A 25,960-nucleotide genomic window follows, 5' to 3' on the forward strand; every position below is an offset into this window, starting at 1 on the left:
GCTAGAGGCCCACCGATGCCAGCAGGTGCCCGACCTCCTGGCGCCCGAGCACGCGGATGCTGCCCTGGCGCTGATCGCCGATGCGGATGGGACCGACCTGGGTGCGGACGAGGCGTTCGACGGGGTGGCCGACGGCGTCGAACAACCGGCGGACCACGCGGTTGCGGCCGGAGTGCAGGACCACCTCCACGAGGATGTGCCCGGGCGTCGAATCGACGAGCTTGAAGGAGTCCACCTGTGCAAGGCCGTCCTCGAGCTCGATGCCCTCCTTCATCTGGGCTCCGATGCCCTGCGCCATGGGCCCGCGGACCTGGACGAGGTAGGTCTTGGGGACCTCGTAGGACGGGTGGGTCAGGCGGTTGGTCAGTTCGCCGTCGTTGGTGAGCAGGAGCAGTCCCTCGGTTTCGGCATCGAGCCGACCGACATGGAAGAGCCTCTCGCTCTTGTCCTTGTTCTTCAGGAAGTCGCTGATGCAGCGACGGCCCTCGGGGTCCTCCATGGTGGAGACGACGCCGCGCGGCTTGTTGAAGACGTAGTACTTGAGGTTCTCGTTGAGCTGCAGCCGGATGCCGTCCACGTGGATGGCCACCTGCTCCGGGTCGACGCGCACGCCGAGCTCGGTCACGACCGTGCCGTCGACCTCCACGCGTCCGTCGAGGATCATCTCCTCGCAGACACGGCGCGACGCGACGCCGGCGAGTGCCATGACCTTCTGCAGCCGCACACCCTCCGGGTTGTGGACGTCGATCTCGTCGGCGGGCCGGCTGGCACGCTTCGGCTTCGAGGACCGCACGGGCCCGAGGTTCTGCCCGAACCGCTCGCTGCCGAAGGCCTTGCCGCCGGCCGGCTTCGGGCGACCCGCGCCGCCCTGACCGCCCGAGCGTCCGCCCGGGTTGGGACCCGCCCCCGGTCGGCCGGGCTTGCCGCCCGCGCGCCCCCCGGCGCCGAACCTGCCAGCAGGAGTCCCTGCGGAGGGACGACCGGCAGCCGAACGGGCCCGGCCCTCGGCCGATTCACGGCGGTCGCCACCGGCACCGGGCGCACGGCCCTCGGTGCGCTCACTGCGGCCCTGGAACGGACGGCCCTCTCCCGATCGGCCCTCGGTGCGCTCACCGCGGCCCTCGAACGGACGGCCCTCTCCCGATCGGCCCTCGCCGGAACGGCCGGCGCCCTGCGCGGAACCGTTGCGCGGTGAGGACTTCCCACGGCCACGGGCAGCATCGGATGGGCGTCCGGCCGACCCGCCGCGGCGCGGCGTATTGCGTCCGGAACCGGATCCTGGCTGCTGTGTCATGTAGAAAGTCCTTGTCGTAGGTCGTGCTCAATACGTTGTTTCGTCATACTCCCCGAGGCTCTCGATGCCCGGCAGATGGGGAGCGATCCGGGGCAATTCCCCAACGCTGCCCAGTCCCAATCTTTCCAGAAACAGTGGGGTGGTCCCATAGAGGACTGCTCCGGTCTCCGGATCGGTCTCCATCTCGACCACCAGCCCGCGTTGCAGCAGCGTGCGGACAACGGAATCGACGTTGACGCCCCGAATAGCGGAAACCCGGGCACGGGACACGGGCTGGCGGTAGGCGACGACCGCCAGGGTCTCGAGTGCTGCCTGTGAAAGCCGGGCAGTCTGCCCATCGAGCACGAAGTCGGCGACCACGGATGCGAAGTGCTTCCGGGAGAAGATGCGCCACCCGCCGGCGATGTTCCTGAGTTCGAAACCGCGCGGCACTGGTGGTTCGGTACTCTCGGAGCCTGACCCAGTATAGCCGTCGTACTCGCGCTGCAGGTCCACGAGCACTGCGCGCACCTGCGCCGCCGGGCGCTCGAGGACCGACGCCACCTGCTCGTCCGTCACCGGCCTCTCGGCGACCATCAGGATCGCCTCGACCGCCGCGCGCAGCCCCCCGGGGAGCTCCTCGACGGGGACCTCCTGCCCGCCGGGGGCAGCGTCCGACGCCTCATCCATGCTGCACTCCTTCCAGGATCCCTGGTTCCGGACCGGGTCCGACCTCCGTCGCCAGCGCTTCCACCGTCCACCGGTCGTCCTCCGCGCGCCACCTCACCTGCAGTTCGGCCAGCGGCGCCGCCTGTTCGAAGGAGACTGCTCCGTCCCGGAACAGCTCGAGCAGGGCGAGGAAGCGCACCACGATCACCAGCCGTGAGCCGGCGTCCTCCGTCAGCCGGCGGAAGGACATCGGGCTGCCCGTCCTCAGCAGGTCCTGCAGCACCACCGTCTGGTCACGGACGCTGACGGGCGGTGCGTGCAGGTGCTCGATGCTGACTTCGGCCTGCGGCTCCTGGCGGCGGGCGAGCACCTTCGCTGCCAGCGCGGCGAACTCCTCCGGTGACTGCTTCCAGATGAGTTCGGGCAGCAGGCGGGTGAATTCCGGCTCGAGGGGGGCGTTGCGCGGGTGCCGCGCGTCCTCCTCCTCCAGTCGGCCCGCGAGGTGGCGCGCCATCTCCTTGAACGCTTTGTACTGCAGGAGCCGAGCGAAGAGGAGGTCACGGGCCTCGAGGAGCGCTATGTCCTCCTCGTCCTCGACGGCACCGGCGGGCAGGAGACGGGCGGCTTTCAGGTCGAGGAGCGTCGCGGCGACCACGAGGAACTCACTCGCCTCGTCGAGCTTCCACTCACCGTCGGCGGCCTGGATCCGGCGGATGTGGGCGATGAACTCGTCCGTGACCTGCGCGAGGGCGATCTCCGTGATGTCGAGTTCACGACGCGAGATGAGGTTCAGCAGCAGGTCGAAGGGGCCGCTGAAGTTGGTCAGCTGGACCTCGAAGACCGGGGCGGCCACCACCTAGTGCATCCGGGCGGACCCGGCGATCCGAGGCACTACGGCGCTCCGCCCCTGCTGATGAGCTCCTTGGCCAGCCTGCGGTAGGCGTCCGCTCCTGAGTGGTTCGCCGCGTAGGACGTGATGGGTTCGGCGGCGACGGTCGCGTCGGCGAACTTGATGGTGCGCTTGATGACGGTCTCGAAGACCTTGTCACCGAAGGCCTCGACGAGGCGCGCGATGACCTCGCGGCTGTGCAGGGTCCGCGCGTCGTACATGGTGGCGAGGACGCCGTCGATCTGCAGCCGCGGGTTCAGGCGGTCCTGCACCTTCTCGATGGTCTCGACCAGCAGTGCCACGGCGCGCAGGGCGAAGAATTCGCAGATCAGCGGGATGATGACGCCGTGGGCGGCGGTCAGGGCGTTGACCGTCAGCAGTCCGAGGGACGGCTGGCAGTCGATGAGGATGACGTCGTAGTCGTCCGACACCTTGCGCAGGGCGCGGTCGAGGACCTGCTCGCGTGCCACCTCGTTGACCAGCTGGACCTCGGCGGCGGACAGGTCGATGTTCGCCGGCAGCAGGTCGATGTTCTCGATGGCCGTGTGCTGGATCGCGTCCTGGATGGACACCTTGCGGTCCATCAGCACGTTGTAGACCGTCACGTCGAGCTCGTGCGGGTTGGTGCCGAGCCCGGCGGAGAGTGCGCCCTGCGGATCGAAGTCGACCAGCAGCACCTTGCGCCCGGCTTCTGCGAGTGCGGCGCCGAGGTTGATGGTCGAGGTCGTCTTGCCGACCCCACCCTTCTGGTTCACCATCGCGATGACCCTCGCAGGGCCGTGCGATTCCAGGACCCTGGGCTCAGGGAATTCCGTCACAGGACGGCCGGTCGGGCCGAATCCCGTGCCCGCTGCGCTGGGCAGAGTTGTGGAACCCTGTTCACTACTCACGTATTTCTCCACGCTTCCATCAGAATCGGTGCAGGCCGGCCGGTCGTCGAACCCGGGCGGGCTTTTCTCATAGTCCACGGTACAACGCCTGCGGCGGGGCCCGTGGCGGCCCGTGCTGATCGACAGCGAGCCTTGATGCTCAACCTGAGGTCGAACGTTGGTGCGGGAACCGCGTTCGCGGTCCGCACCCGGGCCGGGAACGACGACGGCGATGGCCCGGATCCGCTCCGGGCCATCGCCGTCATCTGCTACCGGGCCCTCGCCCGGCGTTCCACCGTACTCAGTGGCTGGACGTGCCGCGCACGGCGGCCTCGGTCCTGACGGCGGCACCCTCCTCGACGTTGACGTCGACGTCGTCATCGTTCTCGAAGCGGTGGTCGGTGCTCATGGTCGCCTCGTCGAAGGGCTGGCGGCCCTCGAGGACCTCGTCGACGCGGCCGCGGTCGATCTCCTTGGTCCAGGTTCCGATGAGGACGGTGGCGACGGCGTTGCCCGTGAAGTTCGTCAGCGCACGCGCCTCCGACATGAAGCGGTCGATGCCGACGATCAGGCCCACGCCGTCCACCAGGTCGGGGCGGTGCGACTGCAGGCCGCCGGCGAGGGTGGCCAGGCCTGCGCCGGTGACGCCCGCCGCACCCTTGGAGGCGATGATCATGAAGACGAGCAGCGAGATCTGCTCACCGAGGGCCAGGGGCTTGCCGAGGGCTTCGGCGACGAACAGGGAGGCCATCGTGAGGTAGATGGCGGTGCCGTCGAGGTTGAACGAGTAGCCGGTCGGGACGGTGACCCCGACCACGGGCTTGGAGACACCGAGGTGCTCCATCTTCGCGATGAGGCGGGGCAGGGCTGCCTCGGAGGAGGAGGTGCTGAAGATCAGCAGGTACTCGCGGCCGAGGTACTTCATCAGCTTGAAGATGCTGACGCCGGTGACGAGCTTCAGCAGGCCGCCCAGGATGATCACGATGAACAGGATGCAGGTGATGTAGAACGCGACCATGAGGGTGGCCATGCTGATGATCGCCTGCACGCCCGTCTCGCCCACGACCGCGGCGATGGCACCGAACGCACCGATCGGCGCGAGCCACATGATCATGACGAGGATGCGGAAGACCAGCGCCTGGATGTGCCCGATGCCGCGCAGGATCGGCTTGCCGGCCGAACCCATCTTCTGCAGCGCGAAGCCGACGAGGAGTGCCACGAACAGTGTCTGCAGGATGCTCGGGCCGGTGAGCGCAGACAGGAGCGTCGTCGGGATGATGCTGAGCAGGAAGCCGACGGTGCCCTCGGGCGCACCCTCGGCGGCTGCGGGCACCTCGTAGGTCGACGATGAGATATCGAGGCCCTCACCCGGCTGGATGAGGTTGCCGACGACGAGGCCGATCGCGAGCGCGAAGGTCGACATGAGCATGAAGTAGCCGAGCGCGAGGCCACCCACCTTGCCGACGGTCGCCGCCTTGGCGATGGAGCCGACACCCAGCACGATGGTGCAGAAGATGATCGGAGCGATCATCATCTTGATGAGGTTGATGAACCCAGTGCCGAGGGGCTTGAGCGACTTCGCGAACTCGGGGGCCATGAGTCCGAGGATCGCACCGAGGATCACGGCCGCGATGACCGCGATGTAGAGGAAATGGGTCTTGTCGACCCGCTTGCGGGGTTGTGCTGGTCCGCTCTCGGACCGCGATGGCGCCATAGCCATGATGTTCTCCCTTGGTGTCAGCCGCCCGGCGGCGCCGGCGGCGAAGGTCGTTCTTCGTCCGCGGGGGTCTGACCAGGAAGCGTACTGTTGAGTGTTCCCCTTCATCATGGCATCGGGAGTGACCGGGCTCACGATTGAGTTCATACTGGTCGTGGCCGGTTGCGACGGGGCATGCCGGCCACGACCGAGGCCGGCAGGACCCGAAAGGAGCAGGATCACCGCGTGAGTCGAGGGAGCCTCGCCCGGCAGTTCTTCCTGGCCCAGCTCGTCTTCATCCTCGTCCTGTCGGCGTCATTGTCCGTGATCCTGTACGCGGACGCGGAGCAGGGCGTGAACGACGCCACCGCGGAGCGCATGGTGGCCGTCTCCACCTCGATCGCCCTCGAACCCGCCGTCCTGGAGGCCGTCCAGGGGCCGGACCCCTCGGCTACGCTCCAGCCCTACGCCGTCGAGGTGATGGACCGGCTGGGCGTCGACTTCATCACGATCATGGGCACCGACCGCACGCGCTTCACGCACCGCAATCCCGAGGAGATCGGCAAGCCGTACCTCGGATCGGTCGCCGAAGCCCTGGCCGGGAGGACGCACACCGAGACCTACGCGGGTACCCTCGGCCCGTCGATCCGCTCGATCGTCCCGGTGCTCGACGACGACGGTTCGGTGCGGGCCATGGTGGCCGCGGGCATCACGGTCGACCGTGCCGCGATCGCGCGGAACGCGCAGCTCCCCCTCATCGCCGTCATCGCCCTGGGCGCGCTGGCGCTGGGCGCCCTGGTCTCGTTCCTGCTCAGCCGCCGCCTGCGGGACGCCACGCTGGGCATGGGGCCGGCCGAGCTCTCGCGCACCTTCGTGTTCTACGATTCGGTCCTCCACTCCGTCCGTGAGGGCCTCCTCCTCATCGATGCGTCAGGACGGCTCGTCCTCTACAACGACCAGGCGGCGCGTCTCCTCGGCCTCGACGGGACACCGGAACCGGTTCAGGCATCCCGCCTGGACGTCGCGCCGTCGCTGCGGGAGCTTCTCGCCTCGGGCCGACGGGCCCGCGACGAGGTGCACCTGACCGAGAACCGGGTGCTGGTCGTCAACCAGGAGCCCGCCGTCCCGCCCTCCCCCGCGCGCCGCGGAGGCCATGCCCAGCCCGCACTCGGCACCGTGACCACGCTGCGCGACCACACCGAGATCGAGGCCCTGACGGGGCAGGTCGAGACGATGCGCACCCTGACGGACGCATTGCGCTCGCAGACGCACGAGCACGCCAACCGCCTGCACACCATCGTCTCGCTGGTGGAACTCGGCAGGAGTGCCGACGCCCTCGACTTCGCGACCAGGGACCTGCAGCAGTCGCAGCGGCTCACGGACGAGGTGGTCGAGGCCATCGACGAGCCGTTCATCGCGGCCCTCCTGGTGGGCAAGGCCGCGCAGGCGAACGAGCGCGGGATCGAGCTGACCTCGGACATCGCGCACGACGCGCAGGCGGGCTCGCTGAATCCCGTGGACCTCGTGACGGTCATCGGCAACCTCCTCGACAACGCGTTCGACGAGGCAGCCGCGTCCGAGGAACCCCGCGTGCTGCTCGCCGTACGGCGCGTGACGGACGACGACGGCGCACCCGAACTGGAGATCGTGGTGGAGGACAGCGGGAACGGGCTGCCCGACTCGGAGAAGGCGAGGATCTTCGACGTCGGCTACAGCACGAAGGAGGCCGACGGGTCGAACAGTGGCGGGCGCGGCTTCGGCCTCGCACTCGTCCGCCAGGCCGTGCAGCGCTTCGCCGGATCCATCGAGGTGACCGACACGGACGACGGCGGAGCCCGTTTCGCCGTCCGCCTCCCCCTCCCCCGGGACCCGGGGGCCGGCCCGGAGGTATCCGGACGCGCTGCCTTGCACCCGGGCTCCGATGACGGAGGCCGGGCGTGAGCGCCATTCGCGTCCTGGTCGTGGAGGACGATCCCGTGGCTGCCGCCGCGCATGCGGAGTACGTCCGGCGGCTCGAGGGGTTCGAACTCGCCGGGGTGGTCCGGAGCGGTGCGGAACTCGCCACCTTCCTCCATCTGGCCGGAGAGGGGACCGGCCGTCCCGAGGCCGCCGTCGACCTCATGCTGCTGGACATGAACCTGCCGGACGCCCACGGACTGGACATCATCCGCCGCGTCCGGGGACTCGGCCTGCCGCTGGACATCATCGCCATCACCGCGGTCCGCGATCTGCAGGTGGTGCGCTCCGCCATCTCGTCCGGCATCGTGCAGTACCTGATCAAACCCTTCACCTACTCGGCGTTCAGCGAGAAGCTCGGCGCCTACCAGGACTTCCGCCGGACCCTGGTGGAGCAGGCGTCCGCCACCACGCAGGCGGAAGTGGATCAGGCCTTCGCCTCGCTCCGGCCCGTCACCGCGGCCGCACTTCCCAAGGGTCTCTCGGCGGAGACGCTCCGGGCGGTCTCCCGGCTCCTCAAGGAGCTGCAGGCGCCCACCTCGGCCATCGAGGTGTCGGAGGCTCTGTCGATGTCCAGGGTCACTGCGCGACGCTACCTCGAGTACCTCGCCGACCAGCAGTCCGTCCTGCGCACCCCGCGCTACGGGACGCGGGGGCGGCCGGAGTTCGAGTACAGCTGGGCGCGGCGGAGCGCAGGCCGCTAGCGTGCGGAACCGCCCGGGGCGGACGCACCCGCAGCGAGGCGATCACGGCGGGCGGTCACGGCGCGGACAACGGCCGGAGCAGCGGTGCCAGGGCCTCGAGCACGGCCGGATCCTCGATGGTGGACGGCACCGCGTAGGTCTCACCGGCCGCCATCTGCCGCATGGTCTTCCGCAGGATCTTCCCTGAGCGCGTCTTGGGCAGCGCCTCCACCACGATGGCGGTCCTGAAGTCGGCCACGGGGCCGATCGCCGTCCGGACCAGCGCGACGAGCTCGGCCTCGAGCAGCACCGGATCGACGGACAGGCCCGCCTTGAGGACCACGTACCCGCTCGCGCGCTGGCCCTTGACGGGATCCTGCAGGCCGAGCACGGCGCACTCGGCGACGGCCGGATGGCGCGCGAGGACCTGCTCGATCGCGCCCGTCGACAGGCGGTGCCCGGCCACGTTGATGACGTCGTCGGTCCGCCCCATCACGAAGACGTAGCCGTCGGCATCCATGTAGCCCGAGTCGCCGCTCGTGTAGAAGCCGTCGAAGGCCCTGAGGTACGAATCCCTGTAGCGCTCGTCGCTGCCCCACAGGGTGGTGAGGGCGCCGGGCGGAAGCGGGAGCCGAAGGGCGATGCTCCCCTCCGTGTCCGGCGGCACGGGTGAGCCGTCAGGAGCAAGGACCACGACGTCGAAGCCGGGAGACGGCAGCGACGGAGAGCCGGGCTTCAGCGGCACGCCTCCCAGCCCCCGGGGGTTGGCGCAGATGGGCCACCCCGTCTCGGTCTGCCACCAGTTGTCGACGACGGGCACGCCGAGGACTCCGCCGATCCACTCGGAGGTACCCGTGTCGAGCCGCTCGCCGGCGCAGAAGAGGGTGGCGAGCGAGGAGAGGTCATGGGTGCGGATGGCGTCGCCGCCGGGGTCCGCGCGCCGGATCGCCCGCAGGGCGGTCGGCGCCGTGAACAGCGCCGTGACGTGATGCTGTTCGATCAGCCGGCCGAAGGTACCGGCGTCGGGCGTGCCGACCGGCTTGCCCTCGTAGAGGACGGTCGTGGCACCGGCGAGGAGCGGGCCGTAGACGATGTAGGAGTGCCCGACCACCCAGCCGACGTCGGACGCCGTCAGCATCACGTCCTCCGGCCCGATGCCGAAGATCCCCTGCATGGACCAGGCGAGGGCGACGGCGTGCCCGCCGTTGTCGCGTACCACGCCCTTCGGAGCGCCGGTGGTCCCCGAGGTGTAGAGGATGTACAGGGGATCCGTGGCTGCCACCTCCAACGGCGCCGCGGGGTCCGCGCCGGACGCGGCCTCATCCCAGTCCACCCAGTGCGTACCGGGCTCCCGGTAGTCGCCGACGCCGGAGGCGAAGCCCCCGCGCTCCTTGACGACCACGGGGGTTCCGGCGCTCCCGGCGAGCGCGAGAGCCTCGTGCACGGCGGGGAGGTATTCCACGCGCCGGCCCGGTTCCAGGCCGCCCGAGGCCGTGACGACGGCGGACGGGCGGGCATCCCGGATCCGTGCCGCGAGTTCCGCAGGGGCGAATCCGCCGAACACCACGGAGTGGATCGCACCGAGGCGGGCGGTCGCGAGCATGGCCACGACCGCTTCGGGAATCATCGGGAGGTACACCAGGACGCGGTCTCCCTTGCCGACCCCGAGGCCCGCGAGCACACCTGCGAAGAGGGCCACCTCGTCGCGGAGCTCGGCGTAGGTGTAGGTGCGGCCGGCGCCCAGCATCGCGGAGTCGTAGACCAGCGCGGCGCGCCCTCCGCGGCCCGCCTCGACGTGCCGGTCGAGGGCGTTGTAGCTCGTGTTCAGGGAGGCATCCGGGAACCACCGGTAGAAGGGGGGCGAAGACGCGTCCACGGCGGTGGTGGGCGGGGTGATCCAGTCGATGGCGCCGGCCGCGTGCAGCCAGAACTCCCCGGGATCGGCCAGGCTGGCAGCGTGCAGCTGCCGGTAGCCGTCCACGGGCGAAGCGCCCGTAGGTGTTCGATGTCCTGCAGCAGCCATGATCGCCCCTCGTCGCGCGGTTGGTGAGGAACGGTACCACGGCAGCACGGCGAGGCACAGTGCGCTGTATACAGGAATTCATCCGGAGCTCGTTCGCTCCTACTCCCGGTTGTGTGTTCTCGCTTCTCTGTATACATTGAGGTCCGATGCGCCCTCCAGGAGGGCCGACGTCGACGACGACCGGGAGGGGGCACGTGTGCGGGCCAGCGATCGCGCCTATGCCCTCCTCCGCTCCGACATCGTCGAATGGCGGCTCGCCCCCGGCGTGGTGCTGGCGGAAGTCGAGCAGTCCGCCCGGCTCGGCGTCTCGAGGACACCGCTGCGCGAAGCCCTCTCCCGGCTCGTCGCCGAGGGACTCGCGGTCCCCCATGCCGGACGCGGGGTCGTCGTCTCCGCCATCTCCCTCGAGGTGGTCGCCGATCTGTTCGAGGTCCGGCTGCCCCTGGAATGCGCGGCCGTCCGGCTCGCTGCCTCCCGGGGGGACGGCGGCCTCTTCGCGGCCCTCGCCGCCGAGTTCGCCGCGGCGGGGCGGCTCATCGAGGACGACGGCGGCGGGCAGGACGCGTACTACGCGCTCGTCGCCCGGCTGGACCAGCACATCGACGACGCGGCCCGGAATCCCTACCTGCTGCAGGCCCAGAAGCCGATCCGGACCCACCTCGCCAGGGTCCGCAGGCTGGCCCGGGACAATCCGCGACGGCTCCTCGCCTCGGCGAGGGAGCACGAGCAGATCGCCCTCGCCCTGAGCACGGGGAATGCCGAGCTCGCCGAGGCATCGATGCGGGTGCACCTCCACCAGAGCCTGCAGCACCTGCTCGCCCCGCACTCGGGCACTCCGACGCACCCTGAACCTTCGAACCGCTGAACCACTGAACTACCGAGAGGAACACCATGGTCGAGCTCCATCCCGTCCGCGTCCACCGCAGCGAGGAGAACCTTCCCCGAACCGGGCAGCTCGCCTGGAGGATCGCCGAGGTGGCCGCCGACCCCGTCGAGGTCACCGCCGACGTCACCGACATGGTGATCAACCGCATCATCGACAACGCCTCGGTGGCCGTCGCCTCCCTGAACAGGGCGCCCGTCGTGGCAGCCCGCGCCCAGGCGCTGAGCCATCCCGTCTCCTCGAACGGACACGGCGCCCACGTGTTCGGCGTCGACTCGCCCGTCTCGGCGGAGTGGGCGGCCTGGGCCAACGGTGTCGCCGTCCGGGAGCTCGACTACCACGACACCTTCCTCGCCGCCGACTACTCCCATCCGGGCGACAACATCCCGCCGATCCTCGCCGCGGCGCAGCACACCGGGGCGTCCGGCAGCGACCTGGTGCGGGCTGTCGCGACGGGTTACGAGATCCAGGTCGATCTCGTGAAGGCGATCTGCCTGCACAAGCACAAGATCGACCACGTCGCACACCTCGGTCCCTCCGCTGCCGCGGGCATCGGCACCCTCCTCGGGCTGGATCCCGACGTCGTCTTCCACGCCGTCGGGCAGGCACTGCATACGACGACGGCGACCCGCCAGTCCCGCAAGGGCGAGATCTCGACCTGGAAGGCGCATGCGCCGGCGTTCGCGGGCAAGATGGCCGTCGAGGCGGTGGACCGCGCGATGCGGGGGCAGACCTCCCCCACGCCCATCTACGAGGGCGAGGACGGCGTGATCGCCTGGCTCCTCGACGGCCCGGAGGCAGCCTACGAGGTGCCGCTGCCGGCCCCCGGCGAGCCCAAGCGCGCCATCCTCGACACCTACACCAAGGAGCACTCCGCCGAGTACCAGGCCCAGGCCTGGATCGACCTCGCCCGGCGCCTCCACGGATCGCACCCCGAGGTCACGTCCCCGGAGAACGTCGCGTCCGTCGTGATCTCCACCTCCCACCACACGCACCATGTGATCGGTTCGGGAGCCAACGATCCGCAGAAGTACGATCCGACCGCGTCACGCGAGACACTCGACCACTCGATCCCCTACATCTTCACCGTGGCCCTGCAGGACGGCCGCTGGCACCACGAGGACTCCTACGCGCCGGCGCGCGCCGCCCGGCCCGACACCGTCGCGCTCTGGCACAAGGTCACCACCGTGGAGGACCCCGAGTGGACGCGCCGCTACCACTCCCTGGACATCGCGGAGAAGGCCTTCGGCGGCCGGGTGGAGATCACCCTGACGGACGGCACGGTCATCACGGAGGAGATCGCCGTCGCGGACGCCCACCCCCTCGGGGCGCGGCCGTTCGTCCGCGCGGACTACGTCGCAAAACTGCGCATGCTGGCCGACGGCATCGTCGACGACGCCGAGATCGACCGCTTCCTGGCCGCCGTCGAGCAGTTGCCGGACCTCCCGGCCGGCTCGCTCGGCCGGCTCAACATCGTGGCGGCCCCCGGTCATCTCGAAGCGGCCGCGCCGCAGGGACTCCTCTAGGAAGGCCGCCATGCTGTATTCGAACGTTCCCGCCGAAGAGAAGCGCCGCGCGTTGCGGACGGGGCTGTCCTCGGGGCGTATCCAGCAGTTCCCCGGCGCCTTCAATCCGCTGTCGGCCCGCCTCATCGGCGACAAGGGCTTCGACGGGGTCTACATCTCCGGCGCGGTGATCGCCGCCGATCTCGGGCTGCCGGACATCGGCCTCACCACCCTCACGGAGGTGGCGCACCGGGCCGGGCAGATCGCCCGCATGACCGATCTGCCGTGCATCGTCGACGCCGACACCGGCTTCGGCGAACCGATGAACGTGGCCCGCAGCGTGCAGGAACTCGAGAATGCCGGGCTCGCCGGCTGCCACATCGAGGACCAGTTCAACCCGAAGCGGTGCGGTCATCTCGACGGCAAGAACGTCGTCGACCTCGACACGGCCGTGAAGCGCATCCGCGCCGCGGCCGACGCCCGCCGCGACCCGAATTTCCTGATCATGGCCCGCACCGACATCCGGGGCACGGACTCCCTGGCAGCCGCCCAGGAACGGTCCCGGGCGCTCGTCGAGGCCGGCGCGGATGCCATCTTCCCCGAGGCGATGAGGAGCCTGGCCGAGTTCCGGGCCATCCGCGACGCCGTGGACGTCCCGATCCTCGCCAACATGACCGAGTTCGGCAAGAGCGAGCTCTTCACCGTCGGGCAGTTGCAGGAGGCCGGCGTCACCATGGTGATCTACCCGGTCACGCTGCTGCGCAGTGCGATGGGGGCCGCCGAGCGTACGCTGGACTCGATCAGGGCCCACGGGACCCAGGAGCCGGCCGTACCGGACATGCAGACGCGCAGCCGGCTGTACGAGCTGGTGGACTACGAGGGGTACAACCGCTTCGATTCCTCCGTCTTCAACTTCGAGGTACCGAGCGGTCACAGGACGGGCAGCGACACATCAGCAGGACCGGACGCACAGGAGGACCAGCCGTGACAGAACCAGAGATCCACAAGGGGCTCGCCGGAGTGGTGGTGGACTACACCGCGATCTCGAAGGTCAATCCCGAGACCAACTCCCTGCTGTACCGGGGCTACCCCGTGCAGGAACTGGCCGGGCACCGCGACATGGAGGACGTGGCCTACCTGCTGTGGAACGGCGAGCTGCCGGACACGTCCGAACGACGGCGGTTCGATGCCTTCGAACGCGCACACCGGGCCCTGCCGCCGGAAGTGGTCGCGGCCATCGACCTGCTGCCGCTGACGGCACACCCCATGGACGTCGCGCGCACCGCCGTGTCCGTCCTGGGGGCCATCCACCCGAAGGCGGGCGACAACGCGGTCGAGGCGAACATGGAGAAGGCCGCGACGCTGTTCGCCGCGTTCCCGGCCGTCGTGGCCTACGACCAGCGACGCCGCCGGGGCCAGGCCCTCGTGGAGCCGCGCGAGGACCTCGGCTACTCGGCCAACTTCCTCTGGATGACCTTCGGCGAGGAAGCCCCCGCCGAGGTGGTCCACGCGTTCGACGTCTCGATGGTCCTGTACGCGGAGCACTCCTTCAACGCGTCGACCTTCACCGCGAGGGTCATCACGTCGACGCTGTCGGACCTGCACTCGGCCGTCACCGGCGCGATCGGGGCGCTCAAGGGTGCACTGCACGGCGGGGCGAACGAGGCCGTCATGCACACCTTCGAGGAGATCGGCATCCGCGAGGACGAGACGTCCGGGGAGGCCGCCGCCCGCGCGAAGGCATGGATGGAGGACGCGCTGGCATCGAAGAAGAAGGTCATGGGATTCGGCCACCGGGTCTACAAGAACGGTGACTCCCGCGTCCCGACCATGAAGTCGGCGCTCGACGCCATGATCGAGTACTACGGCCGCGGCGAGATCCTGGGACTGTACACGGGGCTGGAGACCGCGATGGAGGAGGCCAAGGGGATCAAGCCGAACCTCGACTACCCGGCCGGGCCCACCTACCACCTCATGGGCTTCGACACCGGGATGTTCACGCCGCTGTTCATCGCCGCGCGTATCACCGGCTGGACGGCGCACATCATGGAGCAGGTCGCCTCGAACTCCCTCATCAGGCCCCTGAGCCTCTACAACGGTCCCGACGAGCGGCACGTCCTCGGGAGCTGACGGGCGGGCGGCCCCGTCCGGGGTCGACGGCGCCGTGGTCCGGCCGTGCCGATCGCGGCAGGGTCAGTCCACGACGGCGCCGGCGACGCCCTCGCTGTCCCGGTCCATCAGGATGCGGGCGTCGATGCGGCGCCCCGCCAGCAGCGACGGGAGCCAGTAGGGGGCGTCCTGCCACATCTCGTGCCAGGGGATGGAATCGACGGCGTACCAGCGCGGCTCGATCTCCTCGCTGGCCACGACGGTCGTGGTGCCGGCGTCGGCGGTGAACAGGAAGGCCACCATGTTCCACTCCGGCCGGGCGGGGAAGGACCACGAGATGCGGCCGGCCTCGCGCAGGTCCGCCGGTGCGAGGACGATACCGCCCTCCTCCGCGACCTCGCGGATGGCGGCCTCCCCCGCCGATTCGCGGCCGTCGATCTTCCCGCCGAGGGCCACGACCCGCCCGGTGCCGAATCCGGTGCGCTTGAGGCCGAGGAGCACGTCCCGGCCCTGGCCGCTGCCCCGGAAGAGGAAGCACAGGACCACGCAGCGGTAGGCCGCGCCGTCGACGGTCATCCATTCGCCGGGCCGGACCGCGCCGGCGGGGAGCCCGGGCACGGAAGGCGGCTCGGGCACGGAACGCCGTTCAGGCACGGGCGCGGGGATGGGCTGCCGCGTACACCTCCCGCAGCGTCTCGGCCGTGACGAGCGTGTAGACCTGCGTCGTGGTGACCGATGCGTGTCCGAGCAGCTCCTGCACCACACGCACGTCCGCGCCGCCTTCGAGCAGGTGGGTGGCGAAGGAGTGCCGCAGCGTGTGGGGCGAGACCTCCCGCGTCACGGCGGCCCGCTCGGTCGCCGTCTTCAGGATGCTCCAGGCGCTCTGGCGGCTCAGGCGCCCTCCCCGCATGTTGAGGAACAGCGCGGGGCTGCCCTTGCCCTTCGAGGCGAGAGCCGGCCTGCCCTGCACCAGGTAGGCATCGACCGCCCGCGCGGCGTAGGAGCCGACGGGGACGAGCCGTTCCTTCGACCCCTTGCCCGTCAGGCGGACGACGGCGGGGCCGTCGAGCGCATCGTCCACGGAGACGTCGTCGACGTCGAGGCCCACCGCTTCACTGATCCTGGCGCCAGTGGAGTACAGGAACTCGAGGAGCGCGCGGTCGCGCTGGCCGGAAGGGGTCGAGGTATCGACGGCTTCCAGGATGCGGACCACCTCGGCCACCGGGATGGCCTTCGGGAGTCGCTGCCCGATCATCGGCGGATGCACGTCGCGGGCCGGATCGCCCTCGGTGATGCCCTCCAGTGCCCAGAAACGGTGCAGGCCCCGCACCGCGACCACGGTGCGGGCCGCCGACCGCGGACTCAGGGGCGACAGGCCGTCGTCCCCCGAGACGACGGCCTGCGCGAACGCGGAGACGTCGTGCCGGGAGATCCGTGCGGCATCCCGTACCTCGCGGGCATAGAGGAACGCCTCGTACCGCCGCAGGTCGCGCCTGTAGGCGGCGAGTGTGTTGACCGAGAGCCCCCGCTCGACGGACATGTGCCGCAGGTAGTCGCGCACGAGGACGGCCAGGGGTCCTTCCTCGTCCGCGGTCACCGGGCCCGGCACGTCGGTCAGCCCTCGAGTACGGCGCCGCGGGGCCAGGTCGGGTGCTGGCTCGGATGCTCGGGCCAGAGCGTCGTCGCGGGGCGGAGGTCGATGAACCCGTTCTCGCGGGCCACGCGGGCCGCGAGGATGGCCGCGGCGGCCGACGGACTGTGGATCCGCCCCCCGAGGACCGCTGCCACGGCCTCGTCGAGGTCCACCCACTGCAGTTCGATCTCCGCTTCCTCGTGCGTGCGCGTGTGGCGATCGGCCTCAGGGACGTCCCCGACACCGCGCGCCAGGTACACCCGCAGCGCCTCCGAGGACGAGCCGGGAGACAGGAAGAGATCGACGAGGACGTGCCACTGCTGCGCCGTGAGGTCCGCTTCCTCCGCGAGTTCCCGCGCGGCCGCGTCGACGAAGTCCTCGCCCTCCTCGTCGAGGAGGCCGGCAGGGATCTCCCACAGCGCCATGCGCACCGGATGGCGGTACTGGCGCAGGAGGAGCACCTGGCCTTCGTCGTTCAGGACGAGGACGGCGACCGCGCCGGGATGCTGGATGAAGTCCCGGGTGATGCTCTCGCCGTCGTCCGTCAGGGTGAACTCCTCGCTCACGACGTCCCACACGCGACCCTCGTAGACCGTGGTGGCCCCGAGGAGCCGGCGCGGGCTCTGCTCGTCGCTGAAGGCGGTGCTGTCCCCGGACACCCCGTCAGACCTTCGCGTCGCGTCGTTCGAGGGCCGCCTTGACGAGGCCCGCGAACAGCGGGTGCGGCCGCGTGGGGCGCGAGCTCAGCTCGGGGTGCGCCTGCGTGGAGACGTAGTACGGGTGCACGTCCTTCGGCAGTTCGGCGAATTCCACGAGCTTGCCGTCCGTCGTCGTGCCGGAGAACACGAGTCCCGCGTCCGCGATCTGCTGACGGTACTCGTTGTTCACCTCGTAGCGGTGGCGGTGACGTTCGAAGACCGTGGTCTTGCCATAGGTCCCGGCGATGACCGAGCCCTCCTGGAGCTTGGCCTCCCAGCGGCCGAGGCGCATGGTGCCGCCCATGTCGCCGTCGCCGCTGACGATGTGCAGCTGCTCGGCCATGGTCGCGATGACCGGGTACTCCGTGTCCGGCTCGAACTCGCTGGAGGAGGCGCCCTCGAGGCCGACGACGTTCCGGGCGTACTCGATGACCATGCACTGCAGTCCGAGGCAGAGGCCGAGGGTGGGGATCTTGTTCTCGCGGGCGTAGGTCAGGGCGCCGAGCTTCCCCTCGAGGCCGCGGATACCGAAGCCGCCGGGGATGCAGACGGCGTCCACGCCGGCGAGCGCCTTCTTGGCGCCTTCGGGCGTCTGGCACTCGTCGGACGGGACCCACTTGATCGTGACCTTCGCCTTGTTCGCGAAGCCGCCCGCGCGCAGCGCCTCGGTGACCGAGAGGTAGGCGTCCGGGAGGTCGATGTACTTGCCGACCAGGGCCACCTCGACGTGGTGCTTCGGGTTGTGGACGACGTCCAGCAGCTTGTTCCACTTGGTCCAGTTGACGTCCTTGAACCGCAGGTCGAGCGCCTGGACGATGTAGGCGTCGAGGCCCTGGGCGTGGAGGGTCTTCGGGATGTCGTAGATGCTCGGGGCATCGGCGGCGTTCACCACGGCGTCGATGTCGACGTCGCACATCCGGCCGATCTTCTCCCGCATGGCCGTCGGCACTTCACGGTCGGAGCGGATCACGATGGCGTCCGGCTGGATACCGATGGAGCGCAGCATCGCGACGGAGTGCTGCGTTGGCTTGGTCTTGAGTTCCTGCGACGGGCCGATGTACGGGACCAGGGAGACGTGCAGGAAGAAGACGTTGTTCCTGCCGATGTCCTGGCGGACCTGGCGGGCCGATTCGAGGAAGGGCTGCGACTCGATGTCGCCCACCGTGCCGCCGATCTCGGTGATGATGACGTCGGGGGCCTTCTTGCCGGGAGCGGCCTCGGCCGGCAGCCGCATGCGACGCTTGATCTCGTCGGTGATGTGCGGGATGACCTGGACGGTGTCGCCGAGGTACTCGCCGCGGCGTTCCTTCGCGATGACGGTCGAGTAGACCTGGCCCGTCGTGACGTTCGCCGACCCGTCGAGGTTCTCGTCGAGGAACCGCTCGTAGTGCCCGATGTCCAGGTCGGTCTCGGCGCCGTCGTCGGTGACGAACACCTCGCCGTGCTGGAACGGGTTCATCGTGCCGGGATCGACGTTCAGGTAGGGATCAAGCTTCTGCATCGTCACGGAGAGGCCGCGGGCCCTCAGGAGGTGACCCAGGCTGGATGCCGTCAGTCCCTTGCCGAGTGAGGAGGCCACGCCGCCAGTCACGAAGATGTGCTTGGTCGTTGCGGATTTAAGGAACCGGGAGTTTGTTTGCTGCGCCACGGAGTTCGATCTTATCACCGAGCGGTGGAGCGGGCGGCATCAGCGAGGAGTTCCTCGGCGTGGGCGCGGGCCGAGGCCGAATCCTCCTGCCCCGCGAGCATCCTCGCGAGCTCCCGCACGCGTTCGTCCTCCGGCAGGACCTCGACGTCGCTGGCGGTCACGCCGCCGCCGTCGCCGTCGCGCGAGACGTTCTTCGTCACGCGGATATGCCGGGCGGCGAAGGCGGCGACCTGCGGCAGGTGGGTCACCACGATGACCTGGACATGCTCGGCCAGCATGGCGAGCCGGCGTCCGATCTCGACGGCGGCCTTGCCACCGACGCCCGCGTCCACCTCGTCGAACACGAAGGTGGGTACGGGATCGACGGCGGCGAGGACCACCTCGATGGCCAGCATCACGCGGGAGAGTTCACCGCCCGAGGCGCCCTTGCCCAGGGCGCGTGGCGCCGAGCCGGGGTGCGGCTGCAGGTTGAAGGCGATGTCGTCGGCACCGTGGATCGTCAGTGCGTCGGCCGGGGTGACCTCGATCAGCAGCTGCGCATCAGGCATCGCGAGGGCCGTCAGTTCGTCGCTGACCTTCGCCGCGAGGCTCCCCGCGGCAGCCCGGCGCAGCGAGGACAGGTCCTCGGCGAGTCCGTGCACCCGGCGGTCCAGCTCGGCGATGACGTCGTCGAGCTCCTCCACGCGGGTGGAATCACTGCTGAGTTCGAGCAGGCGCTTCACGGCGTCCTCCTGCCAGGCCAGCACCTCGTCGATCGTCGGAGCATACTTCCGCACGAGCACGGAGAGCGCCGCCCGGCGGGATTCGACTTCCTCGAGCCTGCCCGCACCCTCCCCGTCGAGCGCCGCCCCGTAGCCCGCCAGCTCCGCGGACACGTCCGCCAGCAGGTACCCCACCTCGGCGAGCCGTTCGGCCAGCGTGCCGAGATCGGCGTCGTGCTCGGCGACCGCCTCGAGCTGGCGCTTCGCCTCGTCGACCAGGGACACGGCGTCGGCACTGGCCCCGATGTCCTCGGACACGAGCGCCTGATGGGCCACGAGGGCCGCGGTCCGGAGTTCCTCGAGATTGCCGAGGCGCATCGATTCGGCCTTGAGCGCGGCGTCCTCCCCGGGCTGCGGGTCGACGTCCCCGATCTCGGCGAGGGCCGCTTCCAGTCCCTCCGCCTCGCGCAGGCGCTCCCGTGCCTCGCTCCGGAGGCGGTCGCGTTCGGCAAGGGCGTCGCGCCACTGGCGGAAAGCGTCCCCATAGGCCTGCAGCGCTTCCTCGACGGGCTTGCCGCCGAACTTGTCCAGTGCCTGCCGCTGGGCGGGGGCGCCCTTCAGCCGCAGCTGGTCGGACTGCCCGTGGACGACGACGAGTTCCTCTCCCAGTTCGGCGAGCACTCCGACGGGAGCTGCACGACCGCCGACATAGGCACGGCTGCGCCCCTCGCTCGTCACGGTGCGCGCGAGGATGAGTTCGGCGACGCCGTCGTCCTCCTCGAGCGCAGCGCCCGCCTCCGCCGCCCTGAGGGCGGCCGGGCTGGCAGGGTCCAGGCGGAGGACGGCCTCCGCGGACGCGGACTTGGCGCCGAGCCGGACGGCGCCGGCGTCCGAGCGCGCCCCGCGGAGCAGACCGAGGGCCGTGATGACCATCGTCTTGCCCGCGCCGGTCTCACCGGTGACGACGGTCAGTCCGGGGCCGAGCTCGAGCGTGGCGTCGGTGATGACGCCGAGGTCGCGGATGCGCATCTCCTCGATCATCGAACCGGTCCCTCCTGGTGCTTGACGGGGCCGCGCCAGCCCTGGATGGGCAGTTCGAACTTGCGGACCAGCCGCTCGGAGAACGGAGTCTGCCGGGTACGGGCGAGCCGTACCGGATGCTCCGAGCGCCTCACCTCGACGCGGGCACCCGGCGGCAGGTCGATGCTCCGTCGACCGTCGCACCAGAGGACGCCCGAGGCCTCGGTGCGGGTGAGGAGCTCGACGGCGAGCACCGAGGTGGGCGCCACCACGAGCGGCTTCGCGAAGAGGGCGTGAGCGCTGATCGGCACCATGAGCAGCGCCTCCACCTCCGGCCAGACGATGGGGCCGCTGGCCGAGAACGCGTAGGCGGTGGAGCCGGTGGGGGTGGCGAGGACGACGCCGTCGCAGCCGAAGGAACTCACGGGGCGCCCGTCGACCTCCATGACCACCTCGATCATGCGCTCCCGGTTCGCCTTCTCGATGGCGGCCTCGTTGAGGGCCCAGCTGCTGCCGAGCAGAGTATCCCCGTGCCAGACGAGGACCTCGATCGTGGTGCGCTCCTCCACCGTGTAGCTGCGATCGGCCACCCAGCGCACGGTCTCCTCGAGGTCGGCGCGTTCGCTTTCCGCGAGGAAGCCCACGTGTCCGAGGTTGACACCCAGGAGGGGGATGTCCGCCTCCCGCACGAGCTCCGCCGCCCGCAGGATCGTGCCGTCGCCGCCGAGGACCATGACGAGTTCGACGTCGCCGAAGTCCACGCCGTCGCCCAGCGCCTGGGCAGGAGCCGCGAGTTCCCCGTACTCCCTTTGGATGTCGGCGAGCTCCTCCGGTCGCATGACAGGCTGGAGTCCGAGGTCGTGGAGGCGTGTGCATGCCTCCTGCGCCGCGATCATCGCGTTCCTGCGGCCGGTGTGCGCGAGCACCAGAATTCGTCTACTCATCAAGCTCCGTCTGATCGGTGGGGTGGGGGCGGGAACAGTGCGCCCTGGGCGAGTGCCTGCTCCGTCAGCCGGTCCAGCTCCCCCTCGATCCTAGGCATCAATCCGCTGCTCGGCACCTTTATCCACACGAAGTACTCCAGGTTGCCGTCCTGTCCCGGCACTTCGCTCTGCGCGATCCCGCCGATATCGAGCCCGCACTCGAGCGCACCGCGCAGCACGCCGGCGACGGCCCGGCGGCGGGCCTCGGGGGAGGTGACGACGCCCAGCCTGTTGAGCCCGCTGCGCCCCACCTCGAACTGCGGCTTCACCATCAGGAGCATCTCGCCCCCGGCCTGCGTGGCGGCGGCCAGCGAGGCGATGACCAGGCGGAGCGAGATGAAGGAGAGGTCCGCCACGGTCAGCTGGACCTGTCCGCCGATGGCGTCCGGTTCGAGGTGGCGCACGTTCATCCCCTCGAAGACGAGCACGCGCGGATCATCACGCAGTTGCTGCACGAGTTGGCCGTGGCCCACATCGACGGCCGCGACCTCGCGCGCCCCCCGCCTGAGCAGGACATCCGTGAAGCCGCCCGTGGAGGCGCCTGCGTCGAGGCACCGCTTGCCGACCGGAACCACCGCGGGGAAGGCCCGGAGGGCGCCGTCGAGCTTGTTGCCGGCGCGGCTCACGTAGTCCTCACCGTGGTCTTCGACGACGAGGACGTCCGCGGGCAGGATCGATGCCGACGCCTTGCCCGCAACGACGCCGTCCCGGAGGACCCTGCCGGCTGCGATCAGCTGCGCAGCGTGGGAGCGGGACCGGGCGAGGCCCCGTGCCACGAGTTCCTGGTCAAGGCGAGCCATGGGCTCCCGCCCGGCGTAGCTTCTGTTCCGGATTCAGGGCACCGCCCAGGCGGTCGTGGACGTCGAGGTAAATGGCGGCGTGCTCGCTGACGGGCACATCACCCAACGTGTCGAGGACGGCCAGGATCCGGTCCACCTGCACGTCCCCGGTCGACGACGGTTGTGCGTGCACGTCGCTTTCTCCGCCGCTCCCGCTGCCTGTCGTGTCGTTCACCGCCGCCTCCCCTTTCTGTCCCATCGGGCTGTCGCTCCCGCTTCCAGACTAGCCAGCCGTCGTGAACGCGACGTCCGGCGCCCCGTCGGGAGCCGCATCGGGGTTCGCCGCCCACCAGGCGGCGCAGGCTGCACGCCAACTGTCGACGTCGTCCTCACGGCCCGTGACCTCCACCGTCCGCCCCGAGACGCGTGCTGACGCGTCCCCGCAGGCGTAGGAGCCGTCATCGTGCGTGACCGCCGGGTACTCCTCGTACAGCTCGGCCAGGGAGCTGATGAGATAGTCCGGACGCTCATCGACACGCGCGGCAAGGGCCGTCCGGACCGAATCCACCCCCGTGAGGACGAGAGCCGTCGACATCCCGGCGCGATTCCCGCCGAGGATGTCCGTATCGAGCCGATCGCCGATGACGAGGGCGCGCTCGACACCGGAGTGCCGTGCCGCGGTCTCGAAGAGGGCCGCTCCCGGCTTTCCGGCGACCATCGGTGACCGCCCCGTCGCAGCGGCGACGGCGGCCACGAGGGTGCCGTTCCCGGGAGCGATCCCCCGCTCCTGCGGAATGGACATGTCGGTGTTCGTCGCAACCCAGACGGCGCCGGCGGATACCGCATACGCGGCCTCCGCCAGGTCCTTCCAGCCGAGTGCGGGCGAGAACCCCTGGATGACGGCGTCCGGCCCGTCGTCGGCCGAGCCGACGACCGTGAAGCCCTGCTCCCTGACGGCGGCCTCGAGCGTCTCGCTCCCGATCACGAGGACGAGTGAGCCGGCAGCCACCTGCCCCGCCAGCAGCTCGGCGCCTGCCTGTGCCGAACCGAAGACCTGCTCGGCGCCGGCCGGCGCGCCGAGCTCGCGGAGATGGGCAGCGACCTGCTCTGAGGAGCGCGACGCGTTGTTGGTGACGTAGGCCAGGCTCTTGCCCTCCCCCGCCAGCTGTTCGAGGGCCTCCGTCGCGCCGTCGATGGCGCGCGGTCCGGCGTAGACGACGCCGTCCAGGTCGGAGAGTACGCCGTCGTAGGCGTCGATCAGGCGGTCAGTCATCGACGACGTCCGGCTGATCCGACGTGGCGGCCCGCTCGGGCCTGGGCGCGGGGCCGTCCTGGCCGGCGTCGGTGGAGGTGTCGGTGGAGCTCGGGTCGCCTGCCTGCCCGCCGGTCGCCACGTCTCCTGTACGCGGGCCCGATGCGGCTTCCGAGAACTCGACGGTCGTGCTCCGGGCAGCCTGCGGCTCCTGCACTGCTTCCTCCGCCTGCGGCGCAGGGATATCCGCAGCGCCTGCGTCATCCATGCTGAAGAGCATCTCGGTCTGGAGTGCCTGTACCGGGTGCGAGGTCTCGCCTGCCGGCACCGCGTCAGCAGCGACAGCCCCTTCTGCTGCCTCAGCTTCTCCCGTGCCGTTCCCCGCGGAACCCGCGTCGCCCGGGGCATCCGCTGCCTCGTCGGGCAGAACCGTACCCGCTTCGTCGGGCAGAACCGTACCCGCTTCGTCGGTGGTGCTCGCAGCAAGCTCGCCGTCCGTCGCGGGATCACCCTCGAGGGAGCGTGACGGGCCAGGAGCCGGGACGCCGTCCGCAAGGCCTGCGTCAGCAGCATCGATGGCATCAGCACGCGTGCCGGCCTCTGCATCCTCGTTCCTGATACCGGCATCCCTAAAACCGGTGTCCACGCCCGCGGCTCCGCTCCCGTCCGGGGCAGCATCGGCCGGAGCTGCCACCGGAGCGGCGGCAGCACCGCCGAGTACGTCCGCCACCCTGGGCACAGGGACCGGCGCGGGAGCGTCGTCGTCATCCTCGCCGAGGTCGATGATGTCCGGTTCGAGGTCATCGTCGAGTCCGAGGGCCTTTTCCGCGACGCCCGCCTGACGCCGCCACCTGCCCGACTCGTCGGAACGTCCCACTGCATCGAGTGCATCGGCGTAGGCGCGGAACAGCCGGGGGCTGAAGGAGAAAGCCCGGTGCAGATCCAGCTGCGGGATCTCCAGGGCCGAGACGGCCGCCTCGAGTTGTCCTAGGTCAGTGCGGGCCCCGGAAATCACCATGGCGAGTTCCGCCTTTCCGGCTGCGTCCAGCGTCTCGGCTTCCTCGCTCCGTGCAAGGTCGAGCGCCCTGTCGGGTCGGCCGAGTCCCCGCTCGCAGTCGGCCATGACCGGCAGGTGGACGTTCGAGCCACTGATCCTCCGGAAGGTCCGGAATTCCCGAAGCGCTTCGCCGTAGTGGCCGGCCGCGTAGGCAGTGAGGCCCACGGCTTCACGTACTGCTGCGAGACGTCCCCCGCGACGGCTTGCGGCCAGGGCGTGCTGGAATGCGAGCTCCGGGTCGAGGTCGATGAGTCGGCCTGCCATGACCAGGTGCTTCGCTACCCAGAGCGCGCTGCGCTCCTCCAGATTGCGGATCTGGGCCCGGGTCACCCGATCGAGCTCGTCGCCCTTGACATCCTCGTCGATCTCGGGAGAGCGCTCACGATCCGGTCGGTTGGCGCTGCGGAGATCACGCGCGTTGTGAGTGCGCGCTGCCGACGACGCCGTGTCGTCCGACCGGTTCCCGTGGCGTCGATCGTCGCTTCCGCGCTCCACGCCACCCCGCTCCTGGCGGTCGCCGGGTCGGCGGAACGAACTGCTGCGCTCAGGCGCACGCCGGTCACCAGATCCCTGTCCCTCACCCGGGGTACGCGACTGCCAGGGACGGTCCCGACCCTCGCCGGTACGGCCCGTCGGCGCGTCACCACGTCCCCCGAATCGGGCCTGCTTGTCGGTGGCCGAACCGGACGCGGAGCCGCCGCGGGACGCCGAGCCACGCAGTTGCGCTCCACGGCTGTCATCCGGCCCCCGCTGGGGACGCTCCGAGGATCGACGATCCGGCCTGCCCTGGTTCTGGCCCGCCCGATCGTCGCGCCGCTGGCCTGCGGAACCACCGCGCTCCTGACTCGGCCGTCCATCACGTGCGGAACCCGGGCGGTCACGCTGCTCGTTCTGGCCATCTCTGCCCTGACGGCCGCCGGCGCGCTCCGCGCCTCGCGCCTCGGACTGGCCCTTCCACGCGGGTCGGCCGCCGGGAGGCCGTCCACCGCTGCTCGATCCCCTGGACCCGCCCTCGGGACGTGCGCCACGACGATCATCGCCGGACGCACCGCGGTCACTGGCCGAGCTGCTGCGCTGTGGTCGCTCCGAGAACGACTCGTCGTGAGCCCGGGAGCGATCGTCGCCGCCGGTTCGCGGAGCCCCTGACCGGGCCCCCTGTCCACCGGACTTGGATCCCCAGGAATGCCGACGGCCCTCTTGTCCGGACCCTCCCTGGCGACCGCCGTCCGCGTCGCTCGAGTGTTCGGGCTTCCCGTCTCGTCCGGCGGTGTGCTCCTGCTCAGCCATGGCAGCGGGGTCCTCTCATCAGGTGCCGGGATGTTCCACCGGCGGGTCTCTATTTTGCTGTGGGTGTTACACATCTATGGAACCACGAAGCGCCGCCCCGGACTGTCACCGGTATCGGCGCCTCGAGTGGATGTGATGGACGCCTCTCGTGCAGGCCGTACGGTGTGCAGGGCTGCCGGCTCGGTGTTGGGCGGGTGCTGTGGGTGGGCTCGGTGGTGGGTGGGGGTGGCTTGGGTGGGTGTGGTTTGAATTTTTCGTGGTGTGGGTTAAATGGGGGGAAGGCCCCGCACCTGGTGGTGTGGGGCCTTCCCTTTTTTGTGTTGCTAAGTGTTGTCCGGCGGTGTCCT

Annotated in this window: 23 protein-coding genes; 7 read left to right on the forward strand and 16 right to left on the reverse strand. The window is 70.1% G+C overall.

Features of this window, described 5'->3' with window-relative positions; all coding sequences use genetic code 11:
- Window position 1 precedes the first annotated feature (1 nt).
- From ACIQCY_RS16270 to ACIQCY_RS16290, 5 genes are all read right to left on the reverse strand, one after another.
- Window positions 2–1,294, reverse strand: a complete 1,293-nt coding sequence (locus ACIQCY_RS16270) for a pseudouridine synthase (RefSeq protein ID WP_400484895.1) — start codon at window positions 1,292–1,294, stop codon at window positions 2–4.
- Window positions 1,295–1,321: 27 nt separating this feature from the next.
- The gene (gene scpB, locus ACIQCY_RS16275) at window positions 1,322–1,963 is read right to left on the reverse strand and encodes an SMC-Scp complex subunit ScpB (protein WP_400484896.1); all 642 of its coding nucleotides are present in this window, start codon (window positions 1,961–1,963) and stop codon (window positions 1,322–1,324) included.
- Window positions 1,956–2,798 (reverse strand): segregation and condensation protein A, encoded by an 843-nt coding sequence (locus ACIQCY_RS16280; protein WP_400484897.1) that lies wholly within the window; start codon window positions 2,796–2,798, stop codon window positions 1,956–1,958. The genes scpB and ACIQCY_RS16280 overlap by 8 nt, the downstream gene beginning before the upstream one ends.
- A 35-nt stretch (window positions 2,799–2,833) precedes the next feature.
- Window positions 2,834–3,721: a ParA family protein gene (locus ACIQCY_RS16285; RefSeq protein WP_400484898.1), complete on the reverse strand. Its 888-nt coding sequence runs from the start codon at window positions 3,719–3,721 to the stop codon at window positions 2,834–2,836.
- A 280-nt stretch (window positions 3,722–4,001) separates the two neighbouring features.
- Window positions 4,002–5,414: a cation:dicarboxylate symporter family transporter gene (locus ACIQCY_RS16290; protein WP_400484917.1), complete on the reverse strand. Its 1,413-nt coding sequence runs from the start codon at window positions 5,412–5,414 to the stop codon at window positions 4,002–4,004.
- A gap of 228 nt (window positions 5,415–5,642) precedes the next feature.
- Here ACIQCY_RS16290 and ACIQCY_RS16295 point away from each other — a divergent pair, with 228 nt between their 5' ends.
- Window positions 5,643–7,337: an ATP-binding protein gene (locus ACIQCY_RS16295; protein WP_400484899.1), complete on the forward strand. Its 1,695-nt coding sequence runs from the start codon at window positions 5,643–5,645 to the stop codon at window positions 7,335–7,337.
- The gene (locus ACIQCY_RS16300; protein ID WP_400484900.1) at window positions 7,334–8,056 is read left to right on the forward strand and encodes a response regulator; all 723 of its coding nucleotides are present in this window, start codon (window positions 7,334–7,336) and stop codon (window positions 8,054–8,056) included. The genes ACIQCY_RS16295 and ACIQCY_RS16300 overlap by 4 nt, the downstream gene beginning before the upstream one ends.
- Window positions 8,057–8,111: 55 nt before the next feature.
- Here the strand turns inward: ACIQCY_RS16300 and ACIQCY_RS16305 are convergent, their stop codons facing one another.
- Window positions 8,112–10,058 carry an AMP-binding protein gene (locus tag ACIQCY_RS16305; protein ID WP_400484901.1) on the reverse strand — a complete coding sequence of 649 codons (1,947 nt, stop codon included), beginning with the start codon at window positions 10,056–10,058 and terminating at the stop codon, window positions 8,112–8,114.
- A gap of 196 nt (window positions 10,059–10,254) precedes the next feature.
- On the opposite strand from ACIQCY_RS16305, the gene ACIQCY_RS16310 reads away from it, so the two are divergent.
- Genes ACIQCY_RS16310 through ACIQCY_RS16325 form a run of 4 tightly spaced genes read left to right on the forward strand, consistent with a single transcriptional unit; the run spans window position 10,255 to window position 14,576 of the window.
- A complete protein-coding gene (locus tag ACIQCY_RS16310; protein WP_400484902.1) occupies window positions 10,255–10,923 on the forward strand; it encodes a GntR family transcriptional regulator in 669 nt (222 codons plus the stop codon).
- A gap of 26 nt (window positions 10,924–10,949) precedes the next feature.
- A complete protein-coding gene (locus ACIQCY_RS16315) occupies window positions 10,950–12,467 on the forward strand; it encodes an MmgE/PrpD family protein (RefSeq protein WP_400484903.1) in 1,518 nt (505 codons plus the stop codon).
- Between the two features lie 10 nt (window positions 12,468–12,477).
- Window positions 12,478–13,434, forward strand: a complete 957-nt coding sequence (gene prpB / locus ACIQCY_RS16320) for a methylisocitrate lyase (protein WP_400484904.1) — start codon at window positions 12,478–12,480, stop codon at window positions 13,432–13,434.
- A complete protein-coding gene (locus tag ACIQCY_RS16325) occupies window positions 13,431–14,576 on the forward strand; it encodes a bifunctional 2-methylcitrate synthase/citrate synthase (RefSeq protein ID WP_400484905.1) in 1,146 nt (381 codons plus the stop codon). The genes prpB and ACIQCY_RS16325 overlap by 4 nt, the downstream gene beginning before the upstream one ends.
- Before the next feature lie 63 nt (window positions 14,577–14,639).
- Here ACIQCY_RS16325 and ACIQCY_RS16330 read toward each other — a convergent pair whose 3' ends face one another.
- Genes ACIQCY_RS16330 through ACIQCY_RS16375 form a run of 10 tightly spaced genes read right to left on the reverse strand, consistent with a single transcriptional unit; the run spans window position 14,640 to window position 24,821 of the window.
- Window positions 14,640–15,191, reverse strand: coding sequence for an 8-oxo-dGTP diphosphatase (locus ACIQCY_RS16330; protein ID WP_400484906.1), 552 nt, complete (start codon window positions 15,189–15,191; stop codon window positions 14,640–14,642).
- Window positions 15,192–15,201: 10 nt separating this feature from the next.
- Entirely contained in the window at window positions 15,202–16,164 is a 963-nt protein-coding gene (xerD, locus tag ACIQCY_RS16335; protein WP_400484907.1) for a site-specific tyrosine recombinase XerD, read from the reverse strand.
- A gap of 5 nt (window positions 16,165–16,169) precedes the next feature.
- Window positions 16,170–16,847, reverse strand: a complete 678-nt coding sequence (locus tag ACIQCY_RS16340; RefSeq protein WP_400484908.1) for an NUDIX domain-containing protein — start codon at window positions 16,845–16,847, stop codon at window positions 16,170–16,172.
- Window positions 16,848–16,851: 4 nt separating this feature from the next.
- Window positions 16,852–18,552: a CTP synthase gene (locus ACIQCY_RS16345; protein ID WP_400484909.1), complete on the reverse strand. Its 1,701-nt coding sequence runs from the start codon at window positions 18,550–18,552 to the stop codon at window positions 16,852–16,854.
- Window positions 18,549–20,276, reverse strand: a complete 1,728-nt coding sequence (gene recN, locus ACIQCY_RS16350; protein WP_400484910.1) for a DNA repair protein RecN — start codon at window positions 20,274–20,276, stop codon at window positions 18,549–18,551. Before recN ends, ACIQCY_RS16345 begins: the two co-directional genes overlap by 4 nt.
- Entirely contained in the window at window positions 20,273–21,199 is a 927-nt protein-coding gene (locus tag ACIQCY_RS16355; protein WP_400484911.1) for an NAD kinase, read from the reverse strand. The genes recN and ACIQCY_RS16355 overlap by 4 nt, the downstream gene beginning before the upstream one ends.
- The gene (locus tag ACIQCY_RS16360; RefSeq protein ID WP_400484912.1) at window positions 21,199–22,038 is read right to left on the reverse strand and encodes a TlyA family RNA methyltransferase; all 840 of its coding nucleotides are present in this window, start codon (window positions 22,036–22,038) and stop codon (window positions 21,199–21,201) included. The genes ACIQCY_RS16355 and ACIQCY_RS16360 overlap by 1 nt, the downstream gene beginning before the upstream one ends.
- The gene (locus tag ACIQCY_RS16365; protein WP_400484913.1) at window positions 22,025–22,252 is read right to left on the reverse strand and encodes a hypothetical protein; all 228 of its coding nucleotides are present in this window, start codon (window positions 22,250–22,252) and stop codon (window positions 22,025–22,027) included. Before ACIQCY_RS16365 ends, ACIQCY_RS16360 begins: the two co-directional genes overlap by 14 nt.
- Before the next feature lie 48 nt (window positions 22,253–22,300).
- Complete coding sequence (locus ACIQCY_RS16370) at window positions 22,301–23,290, reverse strand: HAD-IIA family hydrolase (protein ID WP_400484914.1); 990 nt, start codon at window positions 23,288–23,290, stop codon at window positions 22,301–22,303.
- Complete coding sequence (locus ACIQCY_RS16375) at window positions 23,283–24,821, reverse strand: hypothetical protein (protein WP_400484915.1); 1,539 nt, start codon at window positions 24,819–24,821, stop codon at window positions 23,283–23,285. Before ACIQCY_RS16375 ends, ACIQCY_RS16370 begins: the two co-directional genes overlap by 8 nt.
- On the opposite strand from ACIQCY_RS16375, the gene ACIQCY_RS16380 reads away from it, so the two are divergent.
- On the forward strand, window positions 24,792–25,472 hold the full coding sequence (locus ACIQCY_RS16380) for a hypothetical protein (RefSeq protein ID WP_400484916.1): 681 nt from the start codon (window positions 24,792–24,794) through the stop codon (window positions 25,470–25,472). The genes ACIQCY_RS16375 and ACIQCY_RS16380 overlap by 30 nt on opposite strands.
- Window positions 25,473–25,960: the final 488 nt, after the last annotated feature.

It is taken from the genome of Arthrobacter sp. NPDC092385 (genome assembly GCF_044755105.1).
Lineage (GTDB): Bacteria > Actinomycetota > Actinomycetes > Actinomycetales > Micrococcaceae > Arthrobacter_D.

Bases quoted from the DNA above. Each gene is read 5' to 3' on its own strand.
- ACIQCY_RS16315 (WP_400484903.1), top strand. From the start codon at position 10,950: ATGGTCGAGCTCCATCCCGTCCGCGTCCACCGCAGCGAGGAGAACCTT.
- ACIQCY_RS16360 (WP_400484912.1), bottom strand. From the start codon at position 22,038: ATGGCTCGCCTTGACCAGGAACTCGTGGCACGGGGCCTCGCCCGGTCC.
- ACIQCY_RS16355 (WP_400484911.1), bottom strand. From the start codon at position 21,199: ATGAGTAGACGAATTCTGGTGCTCGCGCACACCGGCCGCAGGAACGCG.
- prpB (WP_400484904.1), top strand. From the start codon at position 12,478: ATGCTGTATTCGAACGTTCCCGCCGAAGAGAAGCGCCGCGCGTTGCGG.
- ACIQCY_RS16305 (WP_400484901.1), bottom strand. From the start codon at position 10,058: ATGGCTGCTGCAGGACATCGAACACCTACGGGCGCTTCGCCCGTGGAC.
- ACIQCY_RS16370 (WP_400484914.1), bottom strand. From the start codon at position 23,290: ATGACTGACCGCCTGATCGACGCCTACGACGGCGTACTCTCCGACCTG.
- ACIQCY_RS16270 (WP_400484895.1), bottom strand. From the start codon at position 1,294: ATGACACAGCAGCCAGGATCCGGTTCCGGACGCAATACGCCGCGCCGC.
- recN (WP_400484910.1), bottom strand. From the start codon at position 20,276: ATGATCGAGGAGATGCGCATCCGCGACCTCGGCGTCATCACCGACGCC.
- scpB (WP_400484896.1), bottom strand. From the start codon at position 1,963: ATGGATGAGGCGTCGGACGCTGCCCCCGGCGGGCAGGAGGTCCCCGTC.
- ACIQCY_RS16290 (WP_400484917.1), bottom strand. From the start codon at position 5,414: ATGGCGCCATCGCGGTCCGAGAGCGGACCAGCACAACCCCGCAAGCGG.